At 43.4% G+C, this 13,238-nt stretch carries 16 protein-coding genes and 1 CRISPR repeat array; of the genes, 7 read left to right on the top strand and 9 right to left on the bottom strand.

Going from position 1 to position 13,238, the window contains the following annotated elements:
- Positions 1–6: 6 nt before the first annotated feature.
- Positions 7–417 carry a hypothetical protein gene (locus tag AB0756_RS02125; protein WP_038109317.1) on the top strand — a complete coding sequence of 137 codons (411 nt, stop codon included), beginning with the start codon at positions 7–9 and terminating at the stop codon, positions 415–417.
- Positions 418–627: 210 nt separating this feature from the next.
- Here the strand turns inward: AB0756_RS02125 and AB0756_RS02120 are convergent, their stop codons facing one another.
- The 3 genes from AB0756_RS02120 to AB0756_RS02110 form a co-directional block, all read right to left on the bottom strand.
- Positions 628–942: a type II toxin-antitoxin system RelE/ParE family toxin gene (locus AB0756_RS02120; RefSeq protein ID WP_038109320.1), complete on the bottom strand. Its 315-nt coding sequence runs from the start codon at positions 940–942 to the stop codon at positions 628–630.
- A 6-nt stretch (positions 943–948) separates the two neighbouring features.
- Complete coding sequence (locus AB0756_RS02115) at positions 949–1,197, bottom strand: ribbon-helix-helix domain-containing protein (RefSeq protein ID WP_202048690.1); 249 nt, start codon at positions 1,195–1,197, stop codon at positions 949–951.
- Between the two features lie 279 nt (positions 1,198–1,476).
- Positions 1,477–1,955: direct repeats of the CRISPR family, unit length 37 nt; unit sequence GTTTCAATCCCGTTTCCGGGAATCGCTACGTTTCAAG.
- Between the two features lie 518 nt (positions 1,956–2,473).
- Positions 2,474–2,611, bottom strand: a complete 138-nt coding sequence (locus AB0756_RS02110) for a zinc-ribbon domain-containing protein (RefSeq protein WP_082051649.1) — start codon at positions 2,609–2,611, stop codon at positions 2,474–2,476.
- Between the two features lie 305 nt (positions 2,612–2,916).
- Here AB0756_RS02110 and AB0756_RS02105 point away from each other — a divergent pair, with 305 nt between their 5' ends.
- Positions 2,917–3,432, top strand: a complete 516-nt coding sequence (locus AB0756_RS02105) for a pentapeptide repeat-containing protein (RefSeq protein ID WP_167844826.1) — start codon at positions 2,917–2,919, stop codon at positions 3,430–3,432.
- On the opposite strand, the gene AB0756_RS02100 is transcribed toward AB0756_RS02105, so the two are convergent.
- Both AB0756_RS02100 and AB0756_RS02095 read right to left on the bottom strand, forming a co-directional pair.
- On the bottom strand, positions 3,408–4,871 hold the full coding sequence (locus AB0756_RS02100) for an FAD-binding protein (protein WP_038082626.1): 1,464 nt from the start codon (positions 4,869–4,871) through the stop codon (positions 3,408–3,410). The genes AB0756_RS02105 and AB0756_RS02100 overlap by 25 nt on opposite strands.
- An 11-nt stretch (positions 4,872–4,882) precedes the next feature.
- Entirely contained in the window at positions 4,883–5,578 is a 696-nt protein-coding gene (locus tag AB0756_RS02095) for a hypothetical protein (RefSeq protein ID WP_038082627.1), read from the bottom strand.
- Positions 5,579–6,063: 485 nt separating this feature from the next.
- Between AB0756_RS02095 and AB0756_RS02090 the strand changes: the two genes are divergently transcribed.
- The 3 genes from AB0756_RS02090 to AB0756_RS02080 all read left to right on the top strand — a co-directional run bounded on the left by AB0756_RS02090 (position 6,064) and on the right by AB0756_RS02080 (position 6,775).
- Complete coding sequence (locus tag AB0756_RS02090; protein ID WP_038082628.1) at positions 6,064–6,258, top strand: hypothetical protein; 195 nt, start codon at positions 6,064–6,066, stop codon at positions 6,256–6,258.
- Positions 6,259–6,393: 135 nt separating this feature from the next.
- Complete coding sequence (locus tag AB0756_RS02085; protein WP_237266024.1) at positions 6,394–6,555, top strand: hypothetical protein; 162 nt, start codon at positions 6,394–6,396, stop codon at positions 6,553–6,555.
- 52 nt (positions 6,556–6,607) lie between these two features.
- The gene (locus tag AB0756_RS02080) at positions 6,608–6,775 is read left to right on the top strand and encodes a hypothetical protein (RefSeq protein ID WP_153021579.1); all 168 of its coding nucleotides are present in this window, start codon (positions 6,608–6,610) and stop codon (positions 6,773–6,775) included.
- Between the two features lie 178 nt (positions 6,776–6,953).
- Here AB0756_RS02080 and AB0756_RS02075 read toward each other — a convergent pair whose 3' ends face one another.
- Positions 6,954–8,459, bottom strand: coding sequence for a flavin monoamine oxidase family protein (locus AB0756_RS02075; protein ID WP_038082629.1), 1,506 nt, complete (start codon positions 8,457–8,459; stop codon positions 6,954–6,956).
- Positions 8,460–8,942: 483 nt separating this feature from the next.
- Here AB0756_RS02075 and AB0756_RS02070 point away from each other — a divergent pair, with 483 nt between their 5' ends.
- Positions 8,943–9,275: a pentapeptide repeat-containing protein gene (locus AB0756_RS02070; protein ID WP_167844828.1), complete on the top strand. Its 333-nt coding sequence runs from the start codon at positions 8,943–8,945 to the stop codon at positions 9,273–9,275.
- A gap of 155 nt (positions 9,276–9,430) precedes the next feature.
- On the top strand, positions 9,431–10,765 hold the full coding sequence (locus AB0756_RS02065) for a cytochrome P450 (protein ID WP_038082675.1): 1,335 nt from the start codon (positions 9,431–9,433) through the stop codon (positions 10,763–10,765).
- Here the strand turns inward: AB0756_RS02065 and AB0756_RS02060 are convergent.
- From AB0756_RS02060 to AB0756_RS02050, 3 genes are read right to left on the bottom strand one after another with little or no spacing between them, the layout of a single operon-like run.
- Entirely contained in the window at positions 10,739–11,941 is a 1,203-nt protein-coding gene (locus tag AB0756_RS02060; protein WP_050045549.1) for a glycerate kinase, read from the bottom strand. The genes AB0756_RS02065 and AB0756_RS02060 overlap by 27 nt on opposite strands.
- The gene (locus AB0756_RS02055) at positions 11,938–12,666 is read right to left on the bottom strand and encodes an HAD family hydrolase (RefSeq protein WP_038082630.1); all 729 of its coding nucleotides are present in this window, start codon (positions 12,664–12,666) and stop codon (positions 11,938–11,940) included. The genes AB0756_RS02060 and AB0756_RS02055 overlap by 4 nt, the downstream gene beginning before the upstream one ends.
- A gap of 45 nt (positions 12,667–12,711) precedes the next feature.
- Positions 12,712–13,056, bottom strand: coding sequence for a VOC family protein (locus AB0756_RS02050; protein ID WP_237266026.1), 345 nt, complete (start codon positions 13,054–13,056; stop codon positions 12,712–12,714).
- Positions 13,057–13,238 lie beyond the last annotated feature (182 nt).

The raw sequence follows: 13,238 nt of genomic DNA, 5'->3' as shown, positions 1-13,238 counted from the left end.
ATCTTCATGTTAATTGTAGCGATCGCCGAGCGGGTAGTGAATGCCACGGAACTCGAAAGAATCAATCGCCTACTGCCGCTCCTGCCTCAAGCGTTGGAAATTGAGCGCGAACTGTACAAACTTATCGAAAAATATTTAACAAATCCAGGAAAAAAAGGGAACAATGACACCCTAGCATCCATATCAACCAGTGGAAATACAAGACTTGCTGACGATAGCGCTTTTGGGTTTAGAGCACCGGCAGTCCTTTCGTTACTCGCGATCGCAGCTTACAGAGCATTTTTAGATTCAGACTACAATTGGATATTTCCTTTTGAAGAATTCTCCCCACGATTGTTAAAAAAACTCTGGGAAGATAAGTTACTTGTTGCACTGAAAAAGGAAAAAGCTAATTTGTGCAGGTATTTTTCTCATTAAACGTGATTGTGTCTTGCTTACAGTCTCTAGCAACTTTTGGAGCGGGGATTAACCGTCTCTACAGCTTTGCTGAGTACTTGGAAGCCCCCGACAAAGAAAATCAGCAACAAGATTGTTTACGGTTAGCATTTCTGGTTATAAAACAGCACACATCCCAATTAGGTTGATACGCTCTTCCCCGTAATTTTCCTGCTCATCGAAGCGTTGTATTTATAACTCCTCGTCCTGCATGACAGCTTCAAAATCCTGTCCCCCATAAAACACCCCGTGGATGGTTACGCGGTCAGGTTTCACGGAAAAAGCGATTGTTACCCGTTTGGCATACCCGATAGTCCGCAAATTCGGTCGGAAATCATCGCGTTTAGTACCGCGTTCCGGGAAGGTGGTAAGGCTCTGGCAAAAGCCAATGATGCCATTGACGTAACGCTCTGCCCGTTCCTCCCCGCCACGGTCGGCAATATAGGTGTAGAGATCGTCAAGTTGCTGCTCTGCCCGTGGCGAGAAGATGACGTTGTATTGTTTCATCAAGCGTTACTCTGCTGTTGTCCGCTTACGGTACCGGGAGCGGATACGCGCCATAACCTGTTCTGCGGGGACACCTAATGTTTCATCAGCTTCACATTCGTCATAACTTTTGACGACTTCTTCCCGCAGCCACTTCTCCATAGCAGCGTCACGCGCCTGGAGCGTCCGCAGACCATCGCGGATAACTTCACTTTCTGTTGCATACTCGCCAGAGGTGACTTTAGCCCTAACCATTTCCAGCATGTCATGAGGCAACGTGATAGTAAGTGCTTGGGTTGTTCTCATAAGCGATTCTCCTGCTTAAAGCCTGCTTATCACAATGTATGATTAAATCATACACTTAAAAAAGCCTTAGCAGAGCTTAAAGCTACAGCCAGCAGTCCTTTATTCCTAACGGAAGTTAAGCAAGACTTATGAATTGATCGGAAACCCACCGATAAGCTTTTGTAAATTCCCGAACTGATGAACGAGAAAAGGGGCTTATTGGCTGGTACGCTAACTTAGAGACATTAAACTTTGTAATTACTAGTATTGGTTTCAATCCCGTTTCCGGGAATCGCTACGTTTCAAGTCTCTCGTTTTTGCTTAGGGGTCATTGGTCTCTTAAGTTTCAATCCCGTTTCCGGGAATCGCTACGTTTCAAGTACTTCTAATATGTGCTGGCTGGTGTAGCGGAAACTTTGAAGTTTCAATCCCGTTTCCGGGAATCGCTACGTTTCAAGCCTGCAACGTTACGTTGCTTCTAAAATTTATAGTAGGTTTCAATCCCGTTTCCGGGAATCGCTACGTTTCAAGGGTGTGGCGTGTTTGCTGGATCGAGAAAGCTTTGGTTTCAATCCCGTTTCCGGGAATCGCTACGTTTCAAGTTCAAAAGTGGATCAGAAAGATAGTGAGTCAATCAAGGGTTTCAATCCCGTTTCCGGGAATCGCTACGTTTCAAGTTGATAGCAATCGAGTATTTGCAGGCGCAACTTGGGTTTCAATCCCGTTTCCGGGAATCGCTACGTTTCAAGCCCGCCATCTGAAACCCTTACAGAGCATGGATTCTAAGAGCCGTTTTGGCAGATCGAAAAAATGACCTCATTTCAGACTGACTTATTGACAGTATATGTCAATAGTCCCAAATCTCAAAATGCTACAACTATTAACTTGTCTAGGTTCTGGCGATTTTGGCAGAACCCCCTAGGTTTTAGCCCCCGCTTCGGTTTGCCAAACATCAATCTAGTAACATTATAGACGGACTGCATCCGGGCGTCCAGCGATCGCTTAGATATCTTCATGTTAATTGTAGCGCTCGTTGGTCGCACAACCGCAAAGCACGTACAACCCAAGAATAAAGCTGCAAAAACTCAATCTCCGTTGCGAGCCAATTTATTGAAATCGAACTCTTTGAGGTTGTAAATATGTTTCCTCAAACTTGGTTCTGGCAAACGATCGCAATTAAGGAAAAAGCATACCACAGCCAATTTTCTGCGATCGCGAAGCGGCTGCTTTGCAGCATCGCCTGACATCTGGTAATAAGAAAACCTGTTCAAAATTTAATTAATTGCGACCCACATTTGAAACAGAAATTGGAATTAGCTGGATTTTTTTGACCGCAATTAGTACGGAAAATATCATTTTGAACTGGAGTTAGAGGTTCTTTTTTTCCATATTCGACAAAAGTCATAGTCTGTAGCAAGTTCTATATCATTGACTATACAGGCACTTGTCCGCAAGACAAGGACTTCTTATTAAGTCCACGCAGGTGGACTTTGTTTGTGTAGCCCCAGAATTCTATTCTGAGGGCAATTCGCACTCTTCGGTATGCTCCCGCACAACGAACGTTCATGCTTGTCTCTCTGCTCTAATCTGTTTATCTAAAAATGTGGTTATTGATACACGTGGAAGTCCAGACTACACCAGCTGTTTGCAACCAAGTTATACAGGAAGTATACATCCGGATTTCATATTAGTTGATGTCAGGGGAAATATATGAGAATAAATGCTGAGGAGTTGCTCAGACGTTATGCTACTGGAGAAAGAGATTTTGCAGATATCAAGTTTTCTGCAAGGCTTTTGGATGGAGAAGATTTGCGGGAAATCAACTTGAGTGGAGCAGATTTGATTAGAGTCGATTTGAGTGGCACGAACCTTAGGAATGCTAACCTGAGTGGAGCTAGACTGATTTGTGCCAACCTGACTGCTGCTAATCTCGAAGGCGCTAATTTGTTTGGGGCTGACTTGAGTGGTGCTGATTGCATAGGAACTAACTTCAGAGATGCCGACCTTAGCGAAACTATTTTGAGTGGTACCGATTTCACTGGAGCTGATTTATATGGGGTAGAAATGGATAACGACTCTTTGCATTATTCTTCAGGGCAAAAAAGAAACTTTGCTCGGCAAGAAAACCTATCATTCCTTCTGAAGATAACTCCAATACTAATTGGTGCCGATCTACTAAGTTTGGGTGATGACCAAGACTCTTATATGGTATTGAAAATACCTTGACCGGGGGTGAGTACGTTATCGGGATCGTAACGTCGCTTGGCATTTACCAATCTGCTCCAGACCGAACCAAAATGCTGCTGCCAATCTTCTTGAGAGAATGCTATAGCGTTAACGGGATAGTGAGTACCACCAAGGTTGCGGTTACGCTCAAACAATCTCCGGTTGTCATCAAGCATACGTGCGATCGCAGTATCATCACCTGATGGTGCAGTTCGTAAAATCGCAAAGAGAAACACGATTTGCTCGTTGGGTACCTTGAACAATGGCCGTGTGAAACGGTCTGTTTTGACAGGATACAACAGAATTGGACTATTTCCCGTATCGGCTAATGTCAAAGTGGAAACAACCTCACTAATATATTGCTCCACAGATGTTCCCGATACAAACAAGTTAATCCAAGGATGAGGGTTAGACCAGACACCAATGGATTGAAGGAAAGCAACAGTAGGAGCTAAGCGATTGAGGAAGTCGAAATAAGTTTTGTCTTCAATTTGTGCGGTACCTTGAGTGTAATTTAAAGAAGCCAACAGGCTTGCATTATCTGGCTCATTGGGTGGTGTATAAAAGCTAGCTGCCTCTAACAGATAACGCCATCCACCATTAGGATCGCTGACAATCTGACCTTCTACGTAATTGAATCGTTCATCTTTAATCAGTAAGCGTTGGTCGTGAGTAAAAGCTGCCAAATCGTCATAATCTAGGAGAAATACACGGGCATTACGTTCGGCTTCGATCGGTCGGATTGTTGCCCTGACTATAATTCCACACTGTCCCAAACCTGCTAAGACCGTTTCAAATAAATCTCGATTTTGAGTCGGAGAACAAGTTAAGAGATCGCCCTTACCAGTTATAACCTGAAGTTCCAAAACATTATCAACTTGCACGCCATAACGGTGAGTTGCACCACCGATCCCACCAACTGATAACGTACCTCCAACAGACAGTTCTAAGTAATCTGTAAAGACAGGCGGTGTCAATTGTTGTGGCAGTGTTGCTTCCAATAGTTCGCTCCACCGCACCCCAGCTTCCACAATCGCCCGCTCTGCATTAATGTCATGGATTTTATTGAGCGTGCTTGTATCAATGACCACACCACCCTCGACTTGTGCTTGACCATAGCAGCTGTGACCCTGACCGCGTGCGGCAACCTTCAGGCTGTGAGTACGAGCAAATTTGATAATGTTGACGATATCATGAATCGAACCTGGTTTAAGTACGGCTTTTGGGTAACGATGTATTAAATGACCAAAATCATCACTTGCACTTGCGCGTGTGGCATCGTCAGTGTAAAGGACTCCATCTAAATGCGGTAAATTGATAAACGAGTGTGCTGCGTCGGCAGGTGTGACCCACGAACGATTAACTGGATCGAACCCAACGACAACAGTACTAGCAATCAAACCTTGTAAAATCTTGCGACGCGAAGCATTATTTTTCATTTTTGAAGTGTCTAATGTTGTTGGCTTAAAGAATCGCACAGTTGGGGCACCTTAAAAAAGTCGGTGGGGTAGCTTCCTTCCTCCCTAGACTCGCCATAGTGATCGTAAAACTCGAAGGTTCCAATTTTCTTGAGAATAGGAGCAAACTCGGGATACTTGTCTGCACGATTGCAGAACCGGGCGGGTATCTCCGTTCCAGGAATCATGCCTTTCCAGCAATCGACAGCGAAACTGTTGATAGTGGTTGTGCCCTCGTAAACCATGTTGTTAGCTAACCACCAGTCGCGGCTGAAGACATTAGGCAGTGGAAAGGGGTTGAGGGTACAGGTGCTCACTTTGGTGTTCGGATCTTTTTGAATAAAGTACTCTTTGTCTGGATTTTTCCCATCTCCTGGATCGAGGTCATATACGTTGTAGATCAGAACCTCCTTGTCAATATAGTAGGCGAGTTCGCGGTTGACACCTAGGTTCATATCAAACTCGTATGTGGACACTAGTTGATTTTGGGGATTGCCGACTTCCTTAAATCTTCCCGAGCCAAAGTATACCAAGGGAAAATTGGGAAACGCCTTTGCAGTCTGGTTTTTGAGAGCTTCTTTTGTCAAGGAACTGTGTGTGCTCTTACCCTGACCAAAAGCGGGAAGCGAAGTTGCACACAAAGCACACAAAACACAGATGATAACCCACTTAAAGATACCGTTTTTCATTTTTGAAACGATTACTGTACTGCTTCAAAATCAATCTTCATTTGAAAGCGATGCCTGATTTTACTTGGTTTACATTTCTTTAAAAACAGTGTTCGACTTATAGATTTTGAGAAATCTTTAATGACGAGCTAATATTTAATAATTGGCGATCGCCGTTTGAGTTTTTAGTGGCACGCTCGACCTCCCAATAGACTCATCCTTGTTGAAATACCGTTCTCGTCCATATATGCTTTAATGCCTGCATCTAAATCTTGCAATGCTGCTGCCATACTGGGTTAACAAGATTTACTTTAGTAAACAGTGCCACCATAACCATAAGCTCTTACCCAGGAGTTAATCTGTTGATTTTCTCCTATTTCAATACAACCAAGTTCATCCACAAAACGACACATCTAACGATCGCAGACCTGCGATTACTGAGAGCTATTTTAGCTAACTATATCACAATAAAATTTGCGTGCAAGCCGCTTTCCCTGACAGAATCAATGTTAGAAACTGAAAACATGATTCATCAGGTAACAAACAAATACCCAAGTGTTTCAGGCGCTGTATTTGTAGCTGTTGGCATCTTGGAAAGAATTGACATAGATACAACTGAGGAATTAATCTCAAGCATCACCAAACTGATTAAATATCGCTCCCCTAAAAAAATGCTCTGCCAAACACAGAGCATTAAATGAAATCATTACAAAAGATAATCCTATGGCTTGCCTTTCAACTGGGAATTTTCAACTTAGAAATTACACATAATGTGAATCTGTCTCAATCCTTGGCGATTCATACTATTCAAATTACAGTCACAAAATGAAGGACTTGTGGAGATGACAAAATTAATAGCAGGTGGTAAGTGCGATACGCCTTTGGCGATAAGCGAAGCTTATCGCTCAAGGGGCAACAGCAAAGCTGAAGGCGATGTTACTTACTATTATGCTGACCTCAACGAGATTTCATTGGCGTTTGCCCGCGTCAATCCATGAAAGCCAAGGCTCTGAATACCTTAAGACTTTGAAGTTTTTATACTCAATATCTTTGCAATCTAAATCTGGTGTTGACGGTGGAATACAAACATCTGGGTATGCGGGAGAGCAATTTTTAGCCTGCTTGTTACTTGCTTGCTTCAATAGGGGAGCATTGTCACGTGACCGTCAACCCCTCCGAGGTACGCTATCGATAGTTGCAACTGATAAGAATCCCTAATAGGGATTGAAACCGCTATTTCAAACCTTCCACAAATCCAAGCGATCGCTAGTTGCAACTAATCGCTTTTTAAGAAAAACCCATCCATTAAAAAACCCGCACGTGGCGGGTCAGAACCAAAGGGTATAAAACAATCGACTTACTGTTAAATTTTCTTAATCGCTCGAGTAGTGACTGTTCAAACTGTTACCAACTGACGGTTGGTGCGAGAAATAGTGTTAACAGCAGTGGACTTTGTAACTTGCTCGTGCTTGACAATGTCGCGAACAGCTTCGAGAGAAGACTCAATAGAACCTTGCAGCCATGCGGGGAATCTAGAGCAATGTTCGCCTGCAAAGAACAGGGTGTTTTGGGGTCTTTGTGCTGCTAAGTAATTGGATTCGCTATCATCCCAGTGAATGGTGCATCCGCCTGCACTCCACTTATACTCACCCCAAGCAATGGATGCTTTGTCCACAATTGTACCGGGTACATTCAGTTCGGGGTGAAGTTTGCTGACTGTGTTTTGCACGTAATCAAAACGCTCAAGCTCTGACATTTTGCCCATGCGATCGGCATCATCACCGATGGTATAGCTTGCTAACATGACGCTTCCACGCTCTGGGTTAAACTTAACTGAGGGGTAGTAGGTTTGGCGCACGCCTTCACCACTGAAGGAAGCTCCACCTTTGATACCTTCTTGTTGCCAGAAAGCTTCCTTGGTATGAAATGCCACTTTCGTTCCGGGACAGTAAACTGTGTTGTGGATGGAGTCTAACTTTTGCTCGTCAAAACCGCTCAATTCCATTTTGCGGAGTATGGAGAAGGGAATGGTGCATAATACGTAGTCACAGTTGCTGGTGTGCAATTGACCGTTTTGCTTCCAAGTAATTTGGGTATGGTCTTTTTCTACTCGCAGCGCTACCACTTCAGCATTGCACTTAATATCTGCTTTGATTGAAGTTGCCAAGCGTTGGATTAATTGATCCATTCCACCTTTAAGTTGCAACAGGTCGTGGCTGGTTTCGGTCATGATGTCACCAAGGAAGATATCCAACCCTTGGGAACACTTGGCGCGGAAACTCTTATTTTGAGTCAGGAATGAGTGCAAATCTATGGTTTCACCATCTTCGCTGAAGTAAGGATTTAAATCCAAGCGCTCTAACTCATCCATTAAGTGAGATTGTAAATCGCGCTCAAAATCAGAACGGAGATTGCCAGGAGCGATGGTATTAATAATGGTTTTGAGCCAAGCCGCAAAATTGCGAGTTTGTTCGCTGTAACGAGTGTCCGTTAATAAACCGCCTTCTGTTTGTTGCAAGGTGCGGGGTGCATCTTTCATGCGGATAACTTTGCCATCAATATTCATTTTGGCATTGCTTTCTTCAAACACGGTCATAAACTTGCACAGCTTGTCACTCAGTCCCATTTCTTGAACGTAATGTAATGTCAGTTCGTGGTCGCCAGGAATACGCATTGCTCCGAGTTCGGCGTAAGGTGCATCGGGTTCATTACCGAAGCGGTGCGTCCACACCCGTCCGCCAATGCGAGGGCTACCTTCCAATATCTCAACTGTATGACCCAAGCGTTCGAGTTCGTAAGCGGCTACCAAACCTGCAATTCCTGCGCCTAAAATTGTAATGTGCTTTTTCTCGGATTGGCTGTTGATGAGTTGGAGTTGTTCTTTAATCGTGTTAGCGTCCATTGTTTTATCCCTTTTGGTTAGTTGCTTGTCTCATGATTTAGGATTCAACTTGCCAAAGGCAATTACGTAATTTTTGAAAGCATTTGTATAAATTAAATACTATTTATTACGGATACTGACGGAAACTGACTTTTTCTGACGGCGGGATTTTTGGTAGTAATGGAGGTGTAGCGAGCAAGAGCCCAACTCTCTTGAGTGCGATCGCGTTGCTTTATAGTACGTGTGTTTTAAGAAAAAAGAAAAAGCAGTAATGAATGAAGACAGACACCATCTTCTATATCCTCTCGCGTTCATCAGAAGAAACTGCACGCCAAGCATTTTTAGCTTTAATTAAGTCCAACGGTCAAACTGAAAACTAATTGGACTAATGTGTAAAAAATTCTAGTAGACTGAGTTGCCCGACTGCGACATTTTGATTTCAACCAGGATTGTGTAGCGCCAAGAAGATCCAATACTATTGGAAAAAAAATTGGAAGTAAAATAATGGTTTTGGTAATGACTCCAGAAGAATTGGTTGGACGCTATCTCCAAGGGGAGCGTAACTTCCAAGGAATTAAGTTGCTCCAATCCCCTTCGGATGTTGAAGGGAACGAAATCGACCTTCGAGGGCTGTGTTTGCAGGAAATTAATTTGAGTGGAGCTTGTTTGAAGAAGGTGAATTTTACTGAAGCAGACCTGACCAGAGCCAATTTGTTTGGAGCCGTTTTGGAACAAGCTTGCTTGAAACGCGCTGTCATCAGGAATGCCAATTTGTATTCTGCTAATTTGCGTTGGTGCAATTTGACCGAAGCCGATTTGAGAGGAAGTGTCCTCTGAGAGATTGCGTAGATTATGATGGTTATTAATCTTAAAAATGTGCAAAAGAGGGAAAAAATGGCACAAATATATGATTCTATAGCCAAACAGTATAAAAAGTTTTACTCTTTGCCATTCGCCCTATGTCAACCTCAAATATTGTTACAAAAAATCCGATGCTTCAAAACATCTTAACTGCTACAACTCCAGTCGGTAAAACCAATCGCGGACATATGCGAGCCATGCAAGAGGATATGATTGGATACCTCGAGCATTTGGCGGGACAAGGCAACTTCCTTCGCATTCCTCTAGGATTTCTTGGTTCAGCTTATTTTGTCAATAGCCCTGACTTGGTGCAAGAAATTCTGCTCAAGCAATCCAAGAAATTTCAAAAACCTTTTACCGTAAAATATACAGCGAAGGAGTTTTTTGGAGAAAATCTCTTTACCAGTGATGGAGAATTGTGGCAAGCATTACGCGCTACCATTCAGCCCGTGTTTCACGCACAACGCATCAACGTCTATGCGGATATCATGCTTAATTACACTAGGGCTATGACGTCTCAATGGCAACCAGGTCAAGTGCTTGACATTCCCAAAGCCATGATGGATCTGACCTTAGGTATTACAACTAAAGTTTTATTTGGTCGGGATTTGCGTGATGAAGTATCAGGTCAGGCAATTATCCGCTTCGTCGATCTCTTCTCCGAGCGCATTAGTGGATTTCCGATACCTGCTTGGTTGCCAATTCCCAGCAATTGGGAATTGAAACGACTGATGGTGGGAAGCCGTCGCTATTTCAGCCCATTAATTGCAGAACGCCGTCAATCGTCTGAAAAGCACGATGACGTTTTATCTGTGCTCATTCAGGCTCAAGCTACAGATACGACAGGGCTTCTTACCGATCGCCAAATTTACAACGAAGTCACGAACTTATTTGCTGCAGGTTATGAAGTAACAGCGCATACGTTGGCTTTTACTTTATATCTTATCTCCCAACATCCAGAAGTGGAAGCACGATTGTTTGAAGAGATTGACAGAGTTTTGGGTCAAAGAGCGATTGCAACATCTGACTTAGAGCAAATGCCATACTTGGAAATGGTGTTGAAAGAATCCATGCGCTTGTTACCCGTAACAACTGTGGTACCCCGTCAAGCAGTGGAAAATGTTGTGCTCCAAGGTTATACCCTTCCTAAAAACAGTGTTGTCCTGATTGCACCTTGGACGTTACATCGCAACCGGGAGTACTTCCCCAACCCACTTGAGTTCAATCCAGAAAGGTTCCATCGCGAACGCCAAGACGCAATTCCCAAATTTGCCTACCTTCCTTTCTCAGGTGGTCCCCGCATCTGTATTGGCAATGCATTTGCGATGATGCAAATGCGAATCAATTTAGCAACAATTTTGCAAAATTATCGACTTACAGTCGCCCCCGGATATCAATTCGAGACATTTTACAGATTCAATACTCGTCCCAAAAATGGATTACCTATGATTGTAGAAGCCCGATGACGTGAAACCACACAACCACAACCGGATCGCTCGCTCTGTCGCATTAGCTAATAGTTCTTCCGCCCGTTGTATGCATTCTCCAAGAGGAAGCGGTGCATCAGGTAGAGGGAAAGAAACGAGTATTCCTAATTTTTGCAATTCATCGCTTGTTAAGCGTACCGTCCCACCGAACGCTATAACTGGAACACCTTTACCGTTTTTCGCAGCACCCGCTACCCGCGCCACGCCAGACAGAGCTTTACCACGTAAAGTTTGGACATCAATTGAGCCTTCTGCTGTCAGTACTAGGTCAGCAGTTTCTAGTTTTTGCGTTATTTGTGTTGCTTCCAGCACTACGTCAATACCAGCTTTTAGTTGTGCGTTCAAAAAAGTCATTAACCCAAAACCCATACCCCCAGCAGCACCTGCACCTTTGACAGTTTTGCAATCCCTTCCAGTTGTAGCAGCAGCGATTTTGGCAAAATGCTCCAAAGCAGCATCCAGTCCTTTCACATCAGTTGGTGTCGCCCCTTTTTGAGGTCCGTAGATATATGCTGCACCATTCTCTCCGCAAAGCGGATTATCTACATCAGATAGAACGGTAATTTGAGTGTCTTGAAGTCGTACATCCAAATCTGTCAGATCGATCTTTGCCAATCGATGCAGAGCAAATCCCCCTCTTGGTAATTCTTGACCGTCCGCATCAAGCAAGCGTACCCCCAGTGCTTGCAACGCTCCTGCACCGCCATCAGTTGTTGCAGAACCGCCAATACCAATTAAGAGATTGCGACAACCAACGTCTAATGCAGCCCGAATTAGTTGTCCGGTACCGTAAGATGAAGCCTCCTTGGGACGGCGATCGCTTTGAGGAACAAGTGTTAGTCCAGAGGCTTGAGCCATTTCAATCACTGCTTGTCCATTTTGCAGCACGCCCCATTTAGCTTGGACTGGATCTCCCAAAGGATTGCTTGCAGTTTCGATGCGTTCCTCTCCACCGATACCCAAAATAAAGGCTTCAACCGTTCCCTCACCTCCATCAGCAAGGGGTACTGCACTAATCTGGTATGGAATTTTTCCCATTGCTCTGTGTATTCCAAGCTTCATTGCTGCACACGCAGCAATTGCAGATAACGAACCTTTTAAAGAATCAGGGGCGAGAACAAAATGGATATTGTGAGTGCGAACAGTATTGCTCAAGTCTGTCTCCAATGGTTTTCAAGTAACTCTTGTAAATGTTCGATCGTGAAATCGGGACATACGGAACTCTCATTCAAATCCTTACTATAACGATTAATCCAAACAGTTGATAGACCTACGGCTTGTGCTCCAGCTATATCATACTTGAGGCTATCACCAACAAAAACAATTTTTGATGGCTCAACCGCTAACAATTCAACAGCTTTCTCAAACAAACGAGGTGACGGTTTAATACAGCCATAGTCTGAAGAGAAGACGATCGCATCAAATAAATGAGCGATTCCCACTCGTTCAAATTCTTTCCTGTACAATTCGCTTGTAGACCAAATATTAGAAACAACTCCTAGTTGGTGGGTTTGGCGGAGTTGATGTAAGATAGATATATACGGTTCTGATATCACTCCCGCTTCGTGTATTGCAAATACTTGTTCTAACAAACCAATTTCATCACGGGGTAAATCTTGCGTCTGAATTATGGTTTTTAAATAACTTGCAACGGAAGAAAAATTTTCATAGTAGCGAGGATTTCCGTAATCTGCAAACATGGTGTTGCAAATTTTTCTTATAATAACATTGACTGCCTCTTCTGACAGAAATTTGCCCCCAATCTGCTGATAGGTTGAACCGAAATTTTCCATATCGGAAAATCGATCCACTTCGAACATAAAAGTGTTCCCCATGTCAAGAAGAATGGCGTCAAAATTATCAATAAATCTTTGCAGCATTTTGATAATTTTTCAATAAAATTTTTGCTGGTTAGTATAGGTTTATCATTGATTGAGAAACTCTGCTATCTCTATGCGATTTCCCGCCGGATCGCGTAGGAAAAACCGCCGACACTCTGGAATTGGATTGCCATCCGGAAGAATTTCTATCCCATAGCCTCTAAGATGTTCCTCAAAAGCATTTAAATTATAAACTTGGTAACAGATATGTCTCCGAGATGTCTCATTACTGGGGTTCTTCTCCAGACTGATATGAATCTGAGTCTCTCCTAAAGAGTACCATGCACCTCCAAATGCTTTGATTTCTGGAGGTTTTGGAATTTTCGTTAGACCCAAAACTTGGCTGTAGAAAAATAACATAGCATCTTCCTTTTCAGCAGGAGATGTCACTTGAATATGATGAACACCATGAATCCACATCTTTAAATTTTCTCCAAATGAAAGAAACACTCAAGACAGAAGGTGCGATCGCCAATCGCAGCCCTTTTTAGGTAAATCGACCACAATGGTAGGAGTACGGCGACTTTGCACCCTAGGATTTATTGACGCTGTACTGCACTATTCAAGCTCTA

Origin of the sequence: Tolypothrix campylonemoides VB511288_2, assembly GCF_045999855.1 — a bacterium.
GTDB classification, from domain to species: Bacteria; Cyanobacteriota; Cyanobacteriia; order Cyanobacteriales; family Nostocaceae; genus Scytonema; species Scytonema bouteillei_A.
The sequence above is the reverse complement of the archived record's forward strand: the minus strand, read 5'-3'. Positions and strand labels throughout refer to the sequence as shown.